This is a genomic window from Nocardiopsis halotolerans DSM 44410, from assembly GCF_000341065.1.
GTDB lineage: Bacteria > Actinomycetota > Actinomycetes > Streptosporangiales > Streptosporangiaceae > Nocardiopsis > Nocardiopsis halotolerans.
Map to the genome: position 1 here is coordinate 1 of NZ_ANAX01000109.1, position 20,789 is coordinate 20,789.

At 72.9% G+C, this 20,789-nt stretch carries 3 protein-coding genes and 2 pseudogenes; all 5 read left to right on the forward strand.

Going from position 1 to position 20,789, the window contains the following annotated elements:
- Positions 1-4,419, forward strand: a 4,419-nt coding sequence (locus D455_RS32135) for an alpha/beta fold hydrolase (RefSeq protein ID WP_152487030.1), incomplete at its 5' end; no start/stop codon positions are given.
- Positions 4,416-11,771: pseudogene (locus D455_RS0108735) on the forward strand (SDR family NAD(P)-dependent oxidoreductase); the annotation flags it as partial. The gene D455_RS32135 and the pseudogene D455_RS0108735, both read left to right, overlap by 4 nt.
- Positions 11,772-12,594: 823 nt before the next feature.
- Positions 12,595-13,518, forward strand: a pseudogene (locus D455_RS36125) (SDR family oxidoreductase); the annotation flags it as partial.
- 180 nt (positions 13,519-13,698) lie between these two features.
- Positions 13,699-16,071, forward strand: a complete 2,373-nt coding sequence (locus D455_RS36130) for a beta-ketoacyl synthase N-terminal-like domain-containing protein (RefSeq protein WP_394296622.1) — start codon at positions 13,699-13,701, stop codon at positions 16,069-16,071.
- Positions 16,068-20,789, forward strand: a 4,722-nt coding sequence (locus D455_RS29745; RefSeq protein ID WP_017570359.1) for a non-ribosomal peptide synthetase, incomplete at its 3' end; no start/stop codon positions are given. The genes D455_RS36130 and D455_RS29745, both read left to right, overlap by 4 nt.

Consider the following 20,789-nt stretch of genomic DNA (forward strand, 5'->3'; position numbering starts at 1 on the left):
GTCTCCGGGGTCTTCCACCTCGCGGGGGCGGCCCAGGCGTCGTCCCTGACGGACAGGGCGCAGGGGGCCTTCGAAGCGGTCCTGGCGGCTAAGGTCCAGGGGACACTGGCCGTGGAGCGGGCCTTCGAGCGGGCGTCCGGGCACCGGCCACCCGACTTCGTCTGCCACTTCTCCTCCGTCGCCGCCACCCTCGGAGACTTCGGCGGCTGTGACTACGCGGCGGCCAACCGGTTCCAGGCCGCCTACGCCCGCGCCCTGCGCGAGCGCCACCCCTCCAGCCGGACGGTCGCCCTCGAATGGCCGCTCTGGGAGGAGGGCGGCCTGGGTTCGGCGGCCCACCAGGAGGCCGACGGCGACTTCACCAGGGCCTACCTCGCCGCCACCGGACAGCGACCGCTGGACACCGCCACGGGCATGCGCGCCATGGAGGACGTCCTGGCCTCCGGCCACGCCAACCCGATCGTCCTCCAGACCCGGAGCGGGTCGGCCGAGGCGATCCTGGAGCGCGCCGTCGGCACCGGCGGCGGAGCGGTCACGGGCGGGGCACGGACCCCGGCGCCGGATGACGTTCCGGCCGAACCGGGAGCGCGGAGGAATTCCCTGACGGGTGAGCTCAGGGCCGTCGCGCGGCACGTCCTCGGGGTGTCCGAGGAGAAGCTGGACGACCAGAGCAACTTCACGGACCTGGGGCTCGACTCCATCCGCCTGACGCAGTTCGCGCACCGGGCCTCCGCGCACCTCGGCGTGGACGTGTCCCCCACCGAGCTCTACGACCACCCGACGATCCGGGAACTGGCGGACCACCTCGCCGACCGGGCCGCCGACGGAGTGGGGGGACCCGCCTCCGACGGCGGGGACGCCCCCGTGGCCGGGGCCCGCCCCGTGGACGCCCCGATCGCCATCACGGGGATGAGCGGGATCTTCCCCGGCTGCCGGTCGGTCGACGAGTTCTGGGACGCGCTGGCCGAGGGCAGGGACATGGTCCGGGAGCTGACGGGTGAGCGCTTCGCTCCAGAGTCCTCCACCGGTGAGGACGGGGGGAAGCCGGGTTACCGCTGGATGGGGACCGTCGACTGGGCCGACGAGTTCGATCCGGCGTTCTTCGAGATCGCGCCGAAGGAGGCCCGGACCATGGATCCGCGCCAGCGCCACCTCCTACAGGAGTGCTGGAGGGCGTTGGAGGACGCGGGCCTGGGCCGCGAGGAACTGGGCAGGCACCGCGTCGGCGTGTTCGTCGGGGTGGAACAGGGTGACTACCAACTGCTGGTCGGGGGCGACGGCAACCTGACCTCCAACCACGACGGGGTCCTGGCCGCGCGCCTGTCGTACTTCCTCGACCTGGACGGCCCCGCGCTGGCCGTCAACACCGCCTGTTCGTCCGGGCTGGTGGCCCTGCACCAGGCCATCGCGAGCCTGCGTCAGGGGGACTGCGACGTCGCGGTCGTCGCCGCGGCGAACTTCGTGTTGACACAGGAGTCGCTGGCGGCGATGGAGCGCGCGGGGATGCTGTCCGCCGAGGGCAGGTGCCGTGCCTTCGACCAGCGGGCCGACGGAATGGTGCCGGGCGAGGCGGTGACGGCCCTGGTCCTGAGGCCCCTGGACCGGGCCGAGGAGTCCGGCGACCCGATCCACAGCGTCGTCGTGGCCAGCGGCACCAACTACGACGGCCGGACCAACGGCATCACCGCCCCCGCGGGGGCCGCCCAGCGCGCCCTGGTGGAGTCCGTCCACGAGCGCGCGGGAGTGGACGTCGAGGACATCGGCTACGTCGTCGCGCACGGCACCGGGACCCGGCTGGGCGACCCGGTCGAGGTGAACGCCCTGAGGGACGCCTTCCGGGCGGGCACCGACAGGAGCGGGTTCTGCGCGCTGACCTCGCCCAAGACCAACGTCGGCCACACCTTCGCCGCCTCGGGCCTGGTCGGCCTCGTCTGCCTGTCGGAGTCGGTGCGCAGGGGCGTCATCCCGCCCAGCCTCCACTGCGAGCAGGACAACGAGTACATCGACTGGGACCGGAGCCCGCTGTACGTCAACAAGGAGACCAGGCGCTGGGAGACGCCGACCGGGGGACCGCGCACCGGTGGTGTCAGCGCGTTCGGCATGAGCGGTACCAACGCACACGTGATCCTGCGGGAGTACGTGCCCCGGCCCCCGGATTCCGCCGACGAGGGGCCCCGCCCCCATCTGCTGCCGCTGTCGGCCAAGGACGGGGCGGCCCTGGAGCGGTTGGTCGACGCGATGATCGCGCGGGTCGAGGACGGCTCCCTGACCGACGCGGATCTGTGCCGGATGAGCGAGACCCTGTTCACCGGACGGCACCACTTCCGCCACCGCCTCGCGGTCGTCGCGGGAACGCTCACCGAGGCCGCCGACCACTGGAGGCGGGGGCGGGNGGCCCCGTACCTCTCCGGAACCGTGGCGCGCGGCTTCGACCCCGACGACTCCGACACCGAACGGATCGAGGAGCTGGTCGCACGCGTGACGGACACGGGACTCGACGGGGCGGAGCGCGAACGGGTCCTGAACACGCTGGCGGAGTACTACGTCCGGGGGTACGCGGTTCCCTGGCGAAGGACACGCGACACGCGGGGACGTGCGGCACGCCTGCGTCTGCCGACCTACCCGTTCGCCCGGAACCGGTACTGGGTGCGCTCGCGGACCGGTGCGGACGGGGCGCGGGACGCGGGGACGGCGACGGAGCGCGTCGAACCCCGGAACCACACGGCGACGGAGCGCGTCGAACCCCGGGAGCGCACGGCCACCGGCCGTGTCGTGCTCGTCCGCCCGGAGGACTGCCCGGAGCGCATCGTGGGACGTCCCCCGGGCCAGCGGCCGCAGGTCCGACTGACGGCGCTGCCGGAGCCCGCCGTGGACGGGGACCGCGACGTCCTCGTCGACCTCAAGGCGGCGGCCGGCGCCGGGTTCGACGGCATGGTCGCCACGTTGAACCGCACCGGCGTCATGGTCGAGCACCTGATCCCCTACTCCTCGGACTTCGCCGAGTACGCGGGGGAGTGCGGCGGTGAGGTGCTGGACCTGGGCTGTGCCTACGGCGTGGCCACCGTCGCCGCACTGGAACGCGGAGCGCGCGTCGTCGCGCTGGACATGGAGCGCAAACACCTGGACATCCTCGAACAGCGCCTCACCGACGGCGCCCGGAAGCGGCTCACCACGATGCGCGGTCTGCTGCCGGACGTCGACTTCCCCGACGGGCGCTTCGGGGCGGTCCACGCCAGCCGGGTCCTGCACTTCCTCAGCCCCGAGGACGTGCGGCTGACACTGCGGAAGATGATGCGCTGGCTCGAACCAGGAGGGAAGGTCTTCCTGAGCACGGACTCGCCCTACTTCGGATACTGGGCCTCCAGGGCCGCGGAGTACGAGAGGCGCAAGCGCGACGGCGACCCGTGGCCCGGCCACATCGACGACGTCGCCGCCCACTTCCCCGCCGAGCACGTCGTCGGTGGGCCGAACCTGATCAACGCCCTCGACCCCGACGTCTTCCGGAGGGAGTGCGAGGCCGCCGGGTTCGTGGTGGAACGTGCGGGGTTCTTCGGTGCCGTGGGTTCGGGACAGCAGGCCCACGGCGCGCCCGGTCCCGGCATGGAACACGTCGGCGTGATCGCGCGCAGACCGGAGGACCCGCCGCGGAGGGCGAACCTCCCGAGGTCGAGGGACGGCAACGACCTCCACCACCGCAGGCGCGGGTCCGGCCGGACGGCGCTGGTGTTCGTCCACGGCCTGGGGTGTGACGGGGAGTACTGGCACCACCAGGTGCGGCACTTCGAGGACCGGCACACCGTGGTCACGCTCGACCTGGCGGGGCACGGCCGCTCCGGCCGCGACCGGAGCCGCTGGACCGTCGAGGAGTTCGCCCACGACGTGGCGGCCGTCGTCGACCACGTCGGCGTCGACGAGGTGGTCCTCGTCGGCCACTCGCTGGGCGGGCCCGTGATGCTGGAGGCCGCCCCCCTCCTCGCCGCCGAGGTACGGGGGATGATCGGCGTGGACACGCTGCACGACCTCGCTCCGAGGCCGCTCAGCCCGGAACGGATCGACCGCTTCGTGCGGAGCTTCGCCGACCGGCCGGTGGAGGCGGAGGAGCTGTTCCCCGGTACGGCCCGACAGGACCTGGTCGAACTGGTGCGGCGTACCCGCGAGCACACGGGGGCGGAGGTCATCTCGTCGGCCTTCCGCGAGATGCTGCTCCACCTCCGGGCGCTGCCCGACCGGTTCGCGGCACCGCTGACCCTGGTCAACTCCACCTCCTGGATGCCGACGAACCTGGACGCCGCACGCGCGCGCGGAGTCGAGGTGGAACTCGTCACGGGCGTGGGGCACTTCCCGATGCTGGAGGACCCCGACGCACTGAACGCCGTCCTCCAACGTCACATCGACCGGATGGGGGCTGGTGAGAAGTGACCCGATCCCCCGGCGCGGCCGCGGCGTCCCGGCAGGACCCCCTCCCCTTCCTGCGCGAGTCCCTGGCCGCCGTACTGAAGACCGACCTGACGCGGACCGGCGACGACGTGCCCCTCGTCGACCTGGGGCTGGACTCGATCCTCTGCCTCGTCTGGCTGCGCCGGATCGACCGGACCCTCGACCTGCCGCTCTCGGTGGCGCAGGTCTGCGAACACCCCACCCTCGGTGAACTGGCCGCCCTGATCCGGGGCGCCGATGGAGAACACATGCCTGCCACACCCCACCGCACCCGAGCCACCCCGGACGTCGCGGCGTACGTACGGCGCAGTCTGGCCGCGGAGCTGGAGCTGGACGAGTCCGAGCTGGACGACCAGGCGCCGTTCGTGGAGCTGGGGCTGGACTCGATCACCGGCGTCACCTGGACACGGCGGCTGAACACGCACTTCGGGCTCTCGCTGTCCTCGACGCAGATCTACAGTCGGCCCACGATCGAGGAACTGACGGACTACCTGGTCGAGCGCCTCGACGGGGAGGACGCCGCTCCGGCCGAGGAGCCCGCCGTCGAGACGGTGGAGGATCCCGGACCCGTGGGGGAGCGCGACGCCCTCGCGTCCTGGCTACGCGCGAGCCTGGCGGCGGAGCTGGAGCTGGACGAGTCCGAGCTGGACGACCAGGCGCCGTTCGTGGAGCTGGGGCTGGACTCGATCACCGGCGTCACCTGGACACGGCGGCTGAACACGCACTTCGGGCTCTCGCTGTCCTCGACGCAGATCTACAGTCGGCCCACGATCGAGGAACTGACGGACTACCTGGTCGAGCGCCTCGACGGGGAGGACGCCGCTCCGGCCGAGGAGCCCGCCGTCGAGACGGTGGAGGATCCCGGACCCGTGGGGGAGCGCGACGCCCTCGCGTCCTGGCTACGCGCGAGCCTGGCGGCGGAGCTGGAGCTGGACGAGTCCGAGCTGGACGACCAGGCGCCGTTCGTGGAGCTGGGGCTGGACTCGATCACCGGCGTCACCTGGACACGGTCCATCAACACGCGGTTCGGGCTCGCGCTCACCGCGACCACGGTCTACTCCCATCCGACGATCCGCGAACTCGCGGAGTACCTGGCGCGGGAGCAGCGGGTGGAGGGAGCCGCTCCGGAGCCCGGGCCCACCGCCTCCGACACGGCGTCGGCGGTCACGGACAGCACGCCCGGGACCCCCGACGCGGCCGGCGCACCGCATGCGGTCGGCACGCGCGGTCCGGCCGGTGCGCCCACCGACATCGCGATCGTCGGCATGTCCGGTGCCTTTCCCCAGGCGGAGGACCTCGACGGGTTCTGGCGCAACGTCATGGACGGGCGTGACTGCGTCTCGGAGGTCCCCGACTCACGCTGGCCGGTGGGCGACTACTACGACGAACGGCCCGGCACCCCCGGACGCAGCTACAGCCGGTGGATGGGGGTCCTGGAGAACGCGGACCTGTTCGATCCCCTCTTCTTCGGTATATCGCCCAACGAGGCGGAGTACATGGACCCGCAGCAGCGCGTCCTCCTCCAGGAGAGCTGGCGCTGCGTCGAGGAGGCGGGCTACAGTCCCGAGGCGTTCTCGGGGAGCCGGTGCGGTGTCTTCATGGGCGCCTCCGTCAACGGCTACGGGGGATGGACCGACGAGACCGACCTGAGCGCCCACCAGAACCTGGGCACCAACAGCGCGATCCTCGCCAGTCGGATCTCCTACGTACTCAACCTCAAGGGTCCCTGCCTCTCCATCGACACCTCCTGCTCGTCGTCGCTCGTGGCCATCGCCAACGCCTGCGACAGCCTGGTCCTCGGCAGCAGCGACGCGGCGCTGGCGGGCGGGGTGTGGGTGATCCCCGGCCCCGGCGTCCACGTGGCGATGAGCCAACTGCGGGCACTGTCCCCGGACGGACGGTGCTTCGCCTTCGACGAGCGCGCCAACGGCTTCGTCCCGGCGGAGGGCGTGGGCGTGCTGCTGCTGAAGCGCCTGGCCGACGCCGAGGCCGACGGTGACCGGGTCCACGCCGTCATCCGGGGGTGGGGGGTCAACCAGGACGGCCGGTCCAACGGCATCACCGCCCCCAACGCCGAGGCCCAGGCCGCGCTGCTGAGCCGCGTGTACGAGTCCTTCGGCCTGGACGCGGACGACATCGAGCTGGTGGAGGCGCACGGCACCGGCACCGAACTCGGGGACCCCGTGGAGGTCGACGGTCTCGTCCGGAGCTTCGGTGCGTACACGGACCGCAGGGGGTACTGCGCGCTGGGCTCGGTGAAGAGCAACATCGGCCACACGGCGTGCGCGGCCGGGGTCGCCGGAACGATCAAGTCCGTGCTGGCACTCGAACACGGCGTCCTGCCGCCCACGATCCACCATGAGCGGACCAACCACCACATCGACCTGTCGGACACCCCGTTCTACGTGAACGACCGTGCGCGGCCCTGGCCGACGCGGGGGAAGCCGCGGATGGCGGCGGTCAGCTCCTTCGGCTACAGCGGGACCAACGCCCACCTGGTGCTGGCGGAGGCCCCCGCCGTCGTCGCACCCACCCGGCCGGCCGGCGCGCGGCTGATCGTGCTGTCGGGCCGGTCCGCCGAGCGCCTCCGGGAGCAGGCGGAGCAGCTGCTCGCCCACCTGGAGGCCCACCCGGGGGAGAGCCTGCGCGGCGTCAGCCACACGCTGCTCGTGGGGCGCAAGCACTTCCGCCACCGCCTGGCACTGGTGGCGAGAACGACGGAGCGGGCGGCACTCGAACTGCGCCACTGGTTGGACGGAAGCGACGTGTCCACCGTCAGGACGGGGGACCGCAGGCCCGACACCTCGGTGCCGGTCCGCGCCCCGCGACCGGCGGACGGCGGCGAGCAGGTCGACGCGGCGGTCCTCGGCACCCTCGCCGAACAGTTCGCGCGAGGACGCACGCTCGCCCACGACGGTCTGTTCGACGAGGGAGGCCCCGAACGGATCACACTGCCGACCTACCCGTTCGCCAGGGAGTCCTACTGGATCCCCCACACGAGCCCGGCGCGGCGTGACGGCGGCCCGGACCGCGGTGCTCCGGAAGACGGCTCCGGCGAGCCGGACCGCGGTGAGCTCCTGTGGCTGGAGCCCACCTGGCGCGACGCGCCGACCGAGGGTTCCGGCTCGCGGGGCGCGGCGGCCGACCCGTCCGGTCACGACGTGTGGGTGGTCGGGCGTCTCGACGGCCCGACCGAGGACTCCCTCAGGGGACTCCTTCCCGTGGGGGTGCGGCTCCGGGTCCTCGACCCCGGTGAGCCGGACACCGGTTTCCCACGGTTGACCAGGGCCCTTCTGGACTCGGTGCGGGAGGGCGCCGCACGCGGGGGCGCCGCCCTGGTCCAGGTCGTCGTCCTGAGTGACGGGGTCTCTTCGGCCGCCGCCTTCACCGGTGTGTCGGGCCTGCTCAGAACGGCCGAACTGGAGCACCCGGGACTGCGCGCACAGTGCGTCGAGTACCTCGACGACCCCACCGCCGACGCGCTGGCCGAGACCGTACGCGCGTTCCGCCGTGATCCCACGGAGCCCGATGTGCGCCGCGTCTCCGGCCGTCACCAGGTCCGGCGTCTCGTGGAGGTGGAGCGGGGGCCGGAGGAGGCGGCCCCCGGACCCTGGCGTGACGGCGGCGTCCACGTGATCACCGGCGGCCTCGGCGGCCTCGGCCTCGTGTTCGCCGAGGAGATGGCGGACAGCCTGCGTGAGGGAACGATCGTGCTGGCGGGCCGCTCCGCTCCGGACGCCGAGCGGCGTCGGCGCGTCACCTCCCTCGAACGGCCGGGGCTCACGGTCGAGTACCACCGGGTCGACGTGGCCGACCGGCGCGCGGTCGAGGACCTCGTCGCCGAGGTCGTACGGAGGCACGGCGCGGTCCACGGCGTCATCCACGCCGCCGGGGAGATCCGTGACGGGCTCATCGGCACCAAGTCGGACGAGGACGTCGACCGTGTGCTGGCGCCCAAGGTCGCCGGACTCCTCCACCTGGACGAGGCGACCAGGGACCAACCGCTCGACTACCTGGTCGCCTTCTCCTCCAACGCCGCCGTACTCGGCAGCCTCGGACAGGCGGACTACGCGGCGGCCAACGCGTTCATGGACGCCTACGCGGGCCACCGGGACCGGCTCGTCGCCCGGGGCCTGCGGTCGGGGAGGTCCCTGACGGTCAACTGGCCGCTCTGGTCCGAGGGCGGAATGCGGGTCGACGAGGCCGGGCTGACCGGACTGCGCCGCCTCGGTGTGACGCCGATGCGTACCGAGGACGGCCTGTGGTCGTTCCGGGCCCTGGCCGCCAGCGGTCGCCGACAGACCCTCGTCCTGGCGGGCGACCGGGAACTCCTGCTGGAGCGCCTGGCGGCGAGGCTGGGCACGGAGGCGGACGAACACGTCCCGGACCCGGGGGAGGCCGACGCCCCCGGCCGCGCCGAGCACGCCGATCCCCGCGCGGGCACGTTGGAGGCGCTGGTCGCCCATGTGAGCGAGCAGCTCGGGGTACCCGCGCGGGAACTCGACCCGGACGAGGAACTGGGGGAGTTCGGGTTCGACTCCATCAGCCTCACCACCCTGGCCAACCGCCTCAACGACGAGTACGGCCTGGAGTTGGCGCCCACGGTCTTCTTCGAGCACAGGACCCTCGCGAGCGTGGCGGCCCACCTGGTCGACGCCTACGGCGGGCGCCTCGCCCCAGCCCCCGGGGGCCGACCGGCCGGGCCGGCCGAACCGGTCGCGATCCCCGTCGCCGCCCCACGACCCGCACCGGAACCCCCCGTTCCCGCCCGGAGCGCGGAGCCGTCCGGGGCGGCCCCCGTCGCCATCATCGGGATGAGCGGCAGCTTTCCGGGGGCCAGCGACCTCGCCGAGTTCTGGGACAACCTCCGCGAGGGCAGGGACTGCATCACGGAGATCCCCTCCCAGCGCTGGGACTGGCGTGCGGTGGACGCGGACTCCGACGCACCGGCGGGCAGGCGCCCCGTGCGGTGGGGCGGCTTCCTCGACGACGTGGACCGCTTCGACCCGCTGTTCTTCGGCATCTCCCCCCGGGAGGCGGCCGTCATGGACCCGCAGCAGCGTCTGCTGCTCACCCACGCGTGGAAGGCGTTGGAGGACGCGGGATACGCGCCGTCGAGCCTGGCGGGGAGTGACACGGCGGTGCTGGTCGGCACCGCGCCGAGCGGCTACGGCGAACTGGTCCTGCGCGAGCGGCAGGGGGAGGACGCCCACTCGGCCACCGGGGTGTCCGGTTCGATCGGTCCCAACCGGCTGAGCTACCTCCTGGACCTGCACGGGCCCAGCGAGCCGATCGAGACCGCCTGTTCGAGTTCGCTGGTGGCGGTCCACCGCGGTGTCGAGCTGCTCCGCCAGGGCAGGAGCCGCATGGCGCTCGTGGGCGGCGTCAACACCATGGTCAGCCCCGACCTCCACATCAGCTACAGCCGCGCGGGGATGCTCTGCGAGGACGGCCGCTGTAAGACCTTCTCCGCCCACGCCAACGGCTACGTGCGCGGAGAGGGCGTGGGCCTGCTGGTCCTCAAGCCGCTCGACCAGGCCGAGCGCGACGGCGACCACGTCCACGCGGTGATCCGGGGCAGCGCCGAGAACCACGGAGGGCGTGCCCATTCGTTGACGGCGCCCAACCCCGTCGCGCAGGCCGAACTGCTGAGGGCGGCCTACCGGCAGGCCGGGGTCGATCCACGCACCGTGACCTACGTCGAGGCGCACGGAACCGGGACCGAACTCGGTGACCCCATCGAACTCGACGCCCTCAGGGCCGCCTTCGCGTCGCTCCGTGAGGAGGTGCCCGCGAGCACGGAGGCCCCGACGAGCTGCTGGCTGGGGTCGGTCAAGAGCAACATCGGCCACCTGGAGCTGGCCGCGGGCGTGGCCGGGGTGGTCAAGACGGTCCTGCAGATGCGGCACGGGACCCTCGTCGAGAGCCTGCACGCCCAGGAGCTCAACCCCCACCTCAAGCTCGGGGACGGGCCCTTCCGGGTCGTTCGGGAGCGGCGGCCGTGGGACCGTCCGCGCGACGTGGAGGGCCGGGAGGTCCCGAGGCGCGCCGGTGTCAGCTCCTTCGGGTTCGGCGGGGTCAACGCCCACGTCGTCCTCGAGGAGTACCAGCCGCGGACGCCACGCGAGCGGGGCCCCGACGTGGAGGCGGTCCCGGAGACGATCGTCCTGTCCGCGAGGACGGACGAGGGGCTGCGCGAACAGGCACGCGGACTGATGCGGTACCTGGACGAGCACCGTCCCGACCGGCGGGAACTGGCGGACGTCGCCCACACCCTGCGGGTGGGACGTGACGCGATGGAGGAGCGGATCGCCGCGCGGGTCGGTTCCACCGACGACCTCCGGCGCAGGCTGGCCTCCTTCGTCGAGGGCTCGGCGGAGGGGTGGCACCGCGGTTCGGTCACCCGGCGCACGGCGGGCTCCGGCACCGGCGGGGACCCGTCTCCCGCGGGTCCACCTGTGGCGGACGACCCCGAACGGCTCCTGTCGGGGTGGGTCCGTGGGGAGACCGTCGACTGGCCTCCGCCGTCCCCCACCGCGGCCTCCCCGAGGCGGACGAGCCTGCCGACCTACCCGTTCGCCGGGGAGCGCTACTGGGTGGGCGGCGGATCCCGAGTGGAATCCCCCGCGCCCGCGGACACCGGTGGCGGTCACCCCCTGGTGCACCGGAGCGAGCCGGGCGGTGACGAGTTCCTGTACTCGGCGTCGTTCGACGGGCACGAGCCCTTCCTGCGCGACCACGTCGTCCAGGGAGGCGGGGTACTCCCCGGAGCCGCCCAGTTGGAGATGGCGCGCGAGGCCGTCAGCCGGGCCCTGGGCGCCGAGGGCCCGGCCCACGTGCGGCTCGACGGGGTCGTGTGGCTGCGTCCGGCGGTGTGCGGACCGGACGGTCTCGACGTGCGGGTGAGCGTGCGGCCCCGGACGGCGGGCACCTGTGAGTACGCCATCCACGTCGTGGCGGCCGACGGAACGCGCGCACTGTGCGGCCAGGGCAGGGCGAGCCTGGCGGAGCCCACGGCCCGGCGCCCGCTGCCCCTCGACGAGATCCGCGCCGCCTGCGCCGGTACCTCCTTCTCCGCCGACCAGGTCTACGCCCGGTACGCCCGGACGGGCATCGACTACGGTCCGGCGCACCGGTCGCTGGTCCGGCTCGACGTGGCGACGGGCGAGGACGGGCGGCCCCAGGTACTCGCCGAACTGTCGCTGCCGTCCTCTGCCGAGGGCGCGGACCGGTACCACCTGCACCCGAGCGTCATCGACGGCGCCCTCCAGGCCACGCTCGGCCTCGGGCTCCCGGCCGAGCACGGCGAGGGAGTGGCCGCCGAGGCCGCGCTCCCCTTCGCGCNTGGAATCGGCCGCTGGTACCCCGACCAGGGCCTACGCCTGGATCAGGTACCGGAAGGACGGCGGTTCCGACGCCTCCTCGTCCGGCATCGACGTGACGGTGTGCGACGAACACGGGAGGGTGTGCGCGGAACTGCGGGGGCTGGCCCTGCGAGCGCTGCGCGGGGCCGGGTCCGTGGCCGGGAACCGGACCGAACGCGGGGACCTGCTGCTCATGCGTCCGCTCTGGGAGGACGCCCCGATCGACGGCCGGGGGAGCGCCGTGGCCGACCCGGACGTCGACGAGCACCACGTCGTGATCATCGGCCACCCCGACGGCCCCAGCCGGGAGGCCCTCGCCCGGGCGCTTCCGGAGCCGGTCGACACCACGTTCGCGGTTCCGGGGCCCGGAACCGCGGACGCCCGGTACACCAACGCGGTCCAGCACGTCCTCGGACGCCTCCGCGACCTGCTCGGACGGGCGTCCCGCCCCTCCGCCCTCCTCCAGGTCGTCCTCGTCGGCGGGGCCGAGCCGGACTCCGGACACGCGACCGGCCTGTCCGGTCTCAGCGGCCTGCTGAGGACGGCGCACCTGGAGAACCCGCACCTGCGCACCCAGTACGTCGACTGTTCCGACGGAGCCGATCCCGCACTGGTCGCCGACCGGCTGCGGCGGGAGGCGGCGCGCACCGGCGATCCGGAGGTGCGCTACCGCGACGGGCGGCGCCAGGTCAGGCGGCTGGAGCCGGTCGACTCCCCCGCCGCGTCGGACTCCCCCTGGCGGAAGGACGGGGTCTACCTGATCACCGGCGGCACGGGCGCCCTGGGCAGGATCATGGCGGACGCGATCGCCGCGGGGACCGGGCGCGCCACCGTCGTGCTGACGAGCAGGTCCGAGCTGACCGAGGACGATCGCGGGGCCCTGGAACGGCTGCGCGGAGCGGGCCTGCGGGTCGACCACCGACGGGTCGACGTCTCCGACCGCGCGTCGGTCGCCGGTCTGCTGGAGTACGTAGCCGACACCCACGGGACGCTCACCGGCATCCTGCACTGCGCCGGTGTGCTCCGGGACGGCCTCGTGGCCGGGAAGAGCACCGAGGACGCGGCGCGCGTGCTGGCGCCCAAGGTGAGCGGGCTGGTCCACCTCGACGAGTTGAGCCGGGAGCAGCCGCTGGACCTCTTCGTCTGTTTCTCCTCGACGACCGCCCCCTTGGGCAACCCGGGACAGGCCGACTACGCGGCCGCCAACGGCTTCATGGACGCCTACGCGGATCACCGGGCGCGCCTCGTCCGCTCCGGGCGGAGGCACGGCAGGACGCTCTCCGTGAACTGGCCCCTCTGGGAGGAGGGCGGTATGGGGACGGACGCCGCCACGCGGGAGCGGCTGGCGGGGATGGACCTCACCCCCCTGGCCACCGAGCAGGGCCTGTACGCCCTCCGGTGCGGCCTGGCCGCGGAGGACAACGGCCTCGACGAGGCCCGGCTGCTCGTCCTCAGCGGGAACCGGGACGCGCTGCTGCCCAGGCTGACCGCGACCGGTTCCGAAGGGCCGGCGATCCCGTCCCGGCGACCGGCGCCGCTCCCCGACACCGAGGCGGCGGCGCTGGCGGACCGTGTTCGGCGCCGGCTCGGGCGCCAGCTGGCCGAGGCGCTCCGACTCGATCCCGGACTGCTCGACGACGACACGCCGCTGGAGCGGTACGGCCTGGACTCCATGGTCGCGACGGAGCTCGTCAGCGCTCTGGAGGAGTCGTTCGGCCCCCTGCCCAAGACGCTCTTCTTCGAGGCCCAGACCGTACGCGCACTGGTGGAGTACCTCATGGACGAACACGTCGAGACGATCCGGTCCGTGTTCGGCTCCCCCTCCGGAGGGGAGCCCTCCGGAGACACCGGGACCGACCGGCCCGGAGGCGCACCGACGCGTGGGCGTCCGGCGGCGGTGGCGGAGGCCGGGCCGCGGCCCGGCCACGAGGAGCGTCGCGGCCCGGGACGCGACGGCGACATCGCCGTCATCGGCGTCAGCGGGCGCTATCCACAGGCGGAGGACCTCGACGAGTTCTGGTCCAACCTCCGGTCGGGCAGGGACTGCGTCACCGAGGTCCCGGCCGACCGGTGGAAGCACGACGAGCTGTACTCCCCCGAACGCGGGGTGCCCGGTAAGGCCTACGGCCGCTGGGGCGCGTTCCTCGACGGCGTCGACCGGTTCGATCCGCTGTTCTTCGGGATCTCGCCCCGCGAGGCGGAGGTCATGGACCCGCAGCAGCGCCTCTTCCTGGAGACGGCCTGGCGGCTGCTGGAGGGGAGCGGACTCACCCAGGAACGCCTCGAACGGCGCTACGGGCGCCGGGTCGGGGTCTACGTCGGATCGATGTACCAGATGTACCAGGCGGACGACGAGGACGTCGTGCGCAGTGCCATGACGTCGGCTACGTCGTACAACCTGATCGCCAACCGCGTCTCCCACGCCTTCGGTCTGGAGGGGCCGAGTCTGGCGGTGGACAGCATGTGTTCGTCGTCGCTCATGGCCGTGCACCTGGCCTGCGCGGACCTGCGTCGCGGTGAGAGCACCCTGGCGATCGCGGGCGGGGTCAACCTGACGTTGCACCCGAACAAGTACCTCTCCCTCTCCCAGGCGGAGATGCTCGGCAGCCATCCCGGGAGCCGTAGTTTCCGCGACGGCGACGGCTACCTGCCCGCCGAGGGGGTGGGAGCGGTACTGCTCAAGCCGTTGACCGAGGCCCTCCGGGACGGTGACACGATCCACGCCGTCATCAGGGGGAGCGCCTCCCTCCACGGCGGCGGGGCCAACCAGTTCATGCGGCCGAGCTACGGAACGCAGGTGAACGTCCTCCGCCGGGCGCTGGAGCAGGCCGAGGTCGAGCCGGAGTCGATCGGCTACGTCGAGGCCGCGGCCAACGGAGCGTCGCTCAGCGACCTCGTGGAGGTCAGGGCTCTGCGGGAGGTGTTCAGCGGGGTCACGGAGCCCGTCGCGCTCGGCTCGGTCAAATCCAACCTGGGACACCCGGAGGCGGCCTCGGGCATCGCGCAGCTCTCCAAGGTCGTCCTGCAACTCCGACACGCGGAGCTCGCTCCGTTGGTCGAGGTGGGCCGGGCCAACCCCGACCTCGGACTGGAGGGCGGCCCCCTCCGGCTGTGCGAGGGCCCGTCGTCCTGGGAACCGCGTCGGTCGGGCGGGGACGGGGCCGCGGGCGCCCCGCCCCGGCGGGCACTCATCAACTCCGTGGGGGCGGGCGGCAGCTACGTGAGCATGGTCGTCGAGGCACCCCCGGAAACCGGTGACGTCTCCCAGGAGGACCACGGTGACGCCGCGGAGCGGCAGCTCGTCGTGCTGTCTGCCAAGGACACCGACCGACTGCGCGCCACCGCGCGCCGGCTCCTGGACCTCACCGGGGACGGCGCCGCGCGACCGTCCCTGCGGGACCTCGCGCACACGTTGCAGTCGGGCCGTGACCACCTCCCGGAACGCCTCGCCGTGGTGGTCGACTCCCTCGACGAGCTCCGGGCCGTGCTCGGGCGCCACCTGGACACCGGGCCTGAGGACGCCGGTTCCGACGCGGGGCTCCACACCGGCAACGCCGAGCGGGACGCCGGTCCGGTGAGGGCGGTGGTCTCCGGGGCCGCCGGGGAGGTGTTCCTCTCCGCGCTGGTGGCCGACCGCGAACTGGACCGGCTGGCCGCGCTCTGGACCTGCGGCGCGCGCATCCCGTGGGACGGACTGCACCGGGGACGCGCGCCCCGAACGCTCTCCCTGCCGACCACGGCCTTCCAACGCGGCAGCTACTGGGTCGGCCGCACGTGGCACCCCCGGACGGAGGGCGACGGCGCCGCGCGGCCCGTGCCTGGCGAGCCGCCCGCGCCGCCGACGCCCGACGAGCCGTCCGGGGAGGTCGACCTGCGCCGGTACCTCGAATCGTTCTTCGGTGAGGCACTCGGCCTGGCTCCGGGGGACCTCCCCTTCGACGGAGACCTCCAGAGCGTCGGTGCCGACTCGATCCTGTGGGTGCGGCTGCGGCGCGCGCTCGACGCCGACCTCGGACTCCGGCTCTCCGCCCGGGAGATCGCGGAGAGCCCCACGTTGGAACGGGTCCTGGCCAGGCTCGAGGACAAACGTGCCGAGCGGTCCGAGGCGCCGACCGCCCCTGACGCGGCGGAGGTCCCGCCGTCGTCGGCGGAGCCCGGGGCGGACCGGGTCCGTGCGGCCAGGACCAGGGCACTGGAGAGGTTCCGGCGCGGCGAGATCGGCCGTGACGAGCTGAAGGAACTCATGAAGAAGGAGACGACGGGCGCGTGAACGAGAACCGGATCCTCGCGGGTTTCGACGCCGGGACACTGTCCACCGAGGACGTGCTCGCTTTCTACGAGCGGCTCGAGGGGCCCGCCGAGCGGTACCCGCTCTCCGAGAACCAGAAGGGGCTGTGGCTCCTGCACGAGATGGCCGCGGGGACGGACGTGTACAACGTCCCCGTCTGCTTCCGGACGGACGAACCGTTCGACACCGCGGTCTTCCGGGACGCGTTCGAACGCGTGGTCTCGCGCTACCCCCACCTGTCGAGCGTGGTCGTGGAGGAGGAGGGGACTCCGTACCTGGAGTCGCGGTTCCCGGTCCGGGTGGGGTTCGAGCACGAGCGGGTCGACGGCTGGTCCGAGGACGACGTGGTCTCCATGCTGCGGGACAGGGCCAAGGAACCGTTCGACCTCCACGAGGGGCCGCTGGCACGCGTCCACGTGTGCTCGGCCGCCCGGTCGGACACCTTCGTGCTGCTGGTCCTGCACCACCTCGTGTTCGACGGAGCCTCCGCCCCCGTCCTCCTGAGCGAGCTGGTCGTGACCTACGAGGCGCTCCGTCGGGGGAGGCGGCCCGAACTCCCCGTGGCGAACGGCGACTACGCCGAGTTCGCGCGTCGGGAGGAGGAGTTCCTTTCCAGCTCCGAGGGCGAGGAGCACCGCCGCTACTGGCGCGAGGCCCTGGACGGCGACCTGCCCGTGGTGCACCTCGACATCGAGCGGCGGACCGACGGACCCGCCCCGGTGGTGGGGGAGACGGCCAGACTGGACCTGGGCACCGAGCTCAGCGACCGGATCACGAAGGTGTGCGCGTCGTACGGGACCACGCCCGCCGTCCTCCTGCTGGCGGTGTACCAGCTGCTCCTGCACAGGTACAGCGGTGTGCGGGACCTGGTCGTCGGCGTGCCCACGATCGGAGGCCCCGCGCCTGACCAGGCCGGGGCGATCGGCCACTTCGTCAACATGGTGCCGGTCCGCCAGCGCCTGCGTCCGGACGCCCCGTTCCCGGACCTGCTCCGCGAACTCACCCTGACCCTGGCTGACGGCCTCGACCACGCCGCCTACCCCTTCCCCCTCATCGCGCGGGACCTCGACCTGTCGACCGCGCCGGGCGTCTCCCCGGTGTTCCAGGTCTCCTACGCCTTCCAGAACCGGAGCATGACCCGGGTCGCGGACGAGGTCATGGCGCTTGACCTGGCCGGGTCCATGCGGTTCGTCGACACGATCGCCCAGGAGGGGGAGTTCAAGCTCCACCTGGAGGTCTTCGAGCGCGACGAGGACGTCGCGCTCCACCTGAGGTACGACGCCAACCGCTTCGGGGAGGCCGACGTCCAGCGGATGCTGACCCACTACCGGGTCCTGCTGGAGGCCCTGCTCGACGCCCCGGACCAGGAGGTGTCGCGGCACTCCCACCTGTCGGAGGAGGAGCACCGGCAGCTCGACGCGTGGAACGACACGCGGCGCGACTACTCGCGGGACAGCCGCCTGGACGACCTCTTCCGGTCGGCGGCGGTGCGGCACGGGGACCGGGTCGCCCTCCAGTTCGGGGACCGGACCCTGACCTACGCCCAGCTCGACGAGCGCGTCGGCGAGGTGGCCCACGAGCTGCGCCTGCGCGGTGTCGGCCCGGACACCGTCGTCGGCGTCTGCATGGAGCGCTCCGTGGAGATGGTCGTGGCGCTCTGGGCCGTGATGAGGGCGGGCGGAGCCTACCTGCCCGTCGAACCGGATCTGCCCGCCGATCGGATCGAGTACATGCTCCGGGACTCCGGGGCGGAACTGGTCCTGGGGCAGCCGCACCTGACCGTCCCCGGGAGCTCCGCCGCACGCGAGGTCCTCCCGCTCGACGACCAGGGACGCTGGGCGGGCACGGCCGCACCGGAGGGCGCGGCCGACGGCGACGGCGCCCGTGCGGTCGGCCCCCGGGACCTGGCCTACGTCATCTACACCTCGGGCTCCACGGGTCGCCCCAAGGGGGTGATGGTCGAGCACCGGGCCGCGGTCAACCGGATCGAGTGGATGCAGAACGAGTACGGGCTCGGAACCGACGACGTCGTCCTGCAGAAGACCCCCTTCGGCTTCGACGTCTCGGTGTGGGAGTTCGTCTGGCCGCTGGTGACCGGTGCCCGGCTGGTCGTCGCCGAACCGGAGGGGCACAAGAACCCGGACTACCTGGTGTCGCTCATCCAGCGGACCGGAGTGACCACCCTGCACTTCGTACCGTCCATGTTCCGCCTGGTCGTCGAGCACGCGGGCTGGGCGGACTGCACGAGCGTCCGACGGGTCCTCTGTAGTGGAGAGGCGCTCCCACCGGAGCTGCCCGCCCGGCACCACGCCGTCCACCGGGCGCGCCTGCACAACCTCTACGGCCCCACGGAGGCCGCCATCGACGTGAGCCACTGGCCGTGCCCGGACGGGGAAGCGCCCGCCACCGTGCCGATCGGCCGTCCGATCCAGAACATCCGGCTCCACGTGCTGAACGACTTCGGGCTGCGGCAGGCCGTCGGGTGCGTGGGCGAACTGCACATCGCCGGTGACGGGCTGGCCCGGGGATACGTGAACAATCCCGAGCTGACCCGGGAGCGGTTCGTCCCCGACCCGTTCGCCGGGGCCCCCGACGCGCGCATGTACAGGACCGGCGACCTGGCCCGCTGGCTGCCGGACGGCACACTGGAGTACCTCGGCCGCGCCGACAACCAGGTCAAGATCCGCGGCTTCCGGATCGAACCGGACGAGATCGGGGCGCGGCTGGCCGAGCACCCGGCGGTACGCGCCTGCGCCGTCCTGGCGCGCGAGGACGTTCCCGGTGACCCGAGGCTCGTCGGCTACGTCGTGGTCGACGGGGACGACGACCGCCGCACCGAGCTGCTGGACCACCTGCGGCGGGTGCTCCCGGAGTACATGGTGCCCAGTGCCCTGGTCCGTCTGGACGACCTGCCCGTCACGGCCAACGGCAAGCTCGACCGCAAGGCCCTGCCCGCGCCGGAGGCGGAGGCGCACGCCCTTCGGGAACACGTGGCTCCGCGGACCCCCACCGAACACGCGCTGGTCGCGGCCTGCGCCGAGGTCCTCGGGTTCGAACCGGGGCGGATCGGGCTGGGCGACGACTTCTTCGCCCTCGGCGGGCATTCCCTGCTCATCCCCAAGCTCGTGGTACGGCTCGCCGACCGGGGAGTGACCTGCGACCTGAACGACGTCTTCGCCGCCTCGTCCCTCGGCGACCTGGCCGAGCGCGTCGACACCGCGCGGGCGGAGGAGGGGTTCACCCTCCCCGCCGCCCGGGTTCCGGAGGGGTGTACGCGCGTCACACCGGAGATGCTGCCCCTGGTGTCACTGACCGAGGAGGAGCTGGAGACGGTCGTGGCCGCCGTGCCGGGCGGCGCCGCCAACCTCCAGGACGTCCACCCGCTGGCCGCCCTCCAGGAGGGCATGCTGTTCCACCACCTGAAGGAGGACCGGTACGACCCGTACGTCCTCTCCGGTGCCTTCTCCTTCGCGGACCGGGATCGCATGGACGCCTTCGTCGACGCCCTGCGCTCCGCGGTCGACCGGCACGACGCGCTGCGCACGGTGGTCCTCACCTCCGGCCTTCCCCAACCGCTCCAGGTCGTGCTCCGCCGAGCCGAGCTGGAGGTCGAGCCGCTGACGGTGACCCGGGGCGTCCCCGTCGAGGAGCAGGTCCGCGCCGTGCTCGCCGAACCGCAGGCCATGCCGATCGACAGGGCACCGCTGCTGCGGCTGAGGACGGCCGAGGACCCGGACACGGGCACGCTGTTCGCCGTGCTGAACCTGCACCACCTGATCGACGACGCCACGTCGTTGGGTGTTCTGCTCAGGGAGATCGTCGACCACATGGACGGTGGGACGGCCGCCCTGGACGAGCCGGTGCCCTACCGGAACTTCGTCGCGCACACCCAGCACCTCGCCAGGACGGTGGACTCCGAGAGCTACTTCCGGTCCCGGCTGGGTGACGTCACCGAGTCCACGGTGATGTTCGACCTGCGCGACGTGCACGGTGACGGACGCCGGGTCGTCGATCTGCGCCGTCTCCTGGACGCGGGACTGGGCGAGCGGATCCGCGACCTGGCCAGGAAGCTGCGCGTCAGCCCGGCCAGCCTGTTCCACGCGGGGTGGGCACTGGTCGTGTCCTCCTGCGGAGGACGCGACGACGTGGTGTTCGGCACGGTGATGTCGGGCCGGTTGCAGGGCCCGAAGGGGATCGAGCGGATGCTCGGCAACTTCATCAACACCCTGCCGGTGCGCGTCTCCCTCGACGGCAGGAGCGCGCGCGACCTGGTCACCGAGGTCGACCGCGACCTACGCGAACTGGCCCGGCACGAGCGGACGTCCATGTCGGCGGCGCACGGGTGCAGCGGCGCCCCTCGCGACGTCCCGCTCTTCAACGCGATCCTCAACTACCGGCACCTGGAGGGCGAGGAGCGAGCGGGGGAGGACGACCTGGAGCGCGTCGGCGTCAGGTCGCTGGTCGGCGTGATCGAGCGCAGCAACTACCCGGTGGCCCTCTCCGTGGACGACCTGGGGGACGCCTTCTCCGTCGACGCGCAGATCGACCGCGCCCAGGACGCCGGCCTGGTCATCACCTACCTGGAGACCGCGATGGAGGGTCTCGTCAGCGCCCTGGAGGACGAGGCGGGAGCGGACCGGAAGGCGTTGGAGATCCCGGTCCTCGGTGGTGTCGAGCGTCGTCGGGTGTTGGAGGAGTGG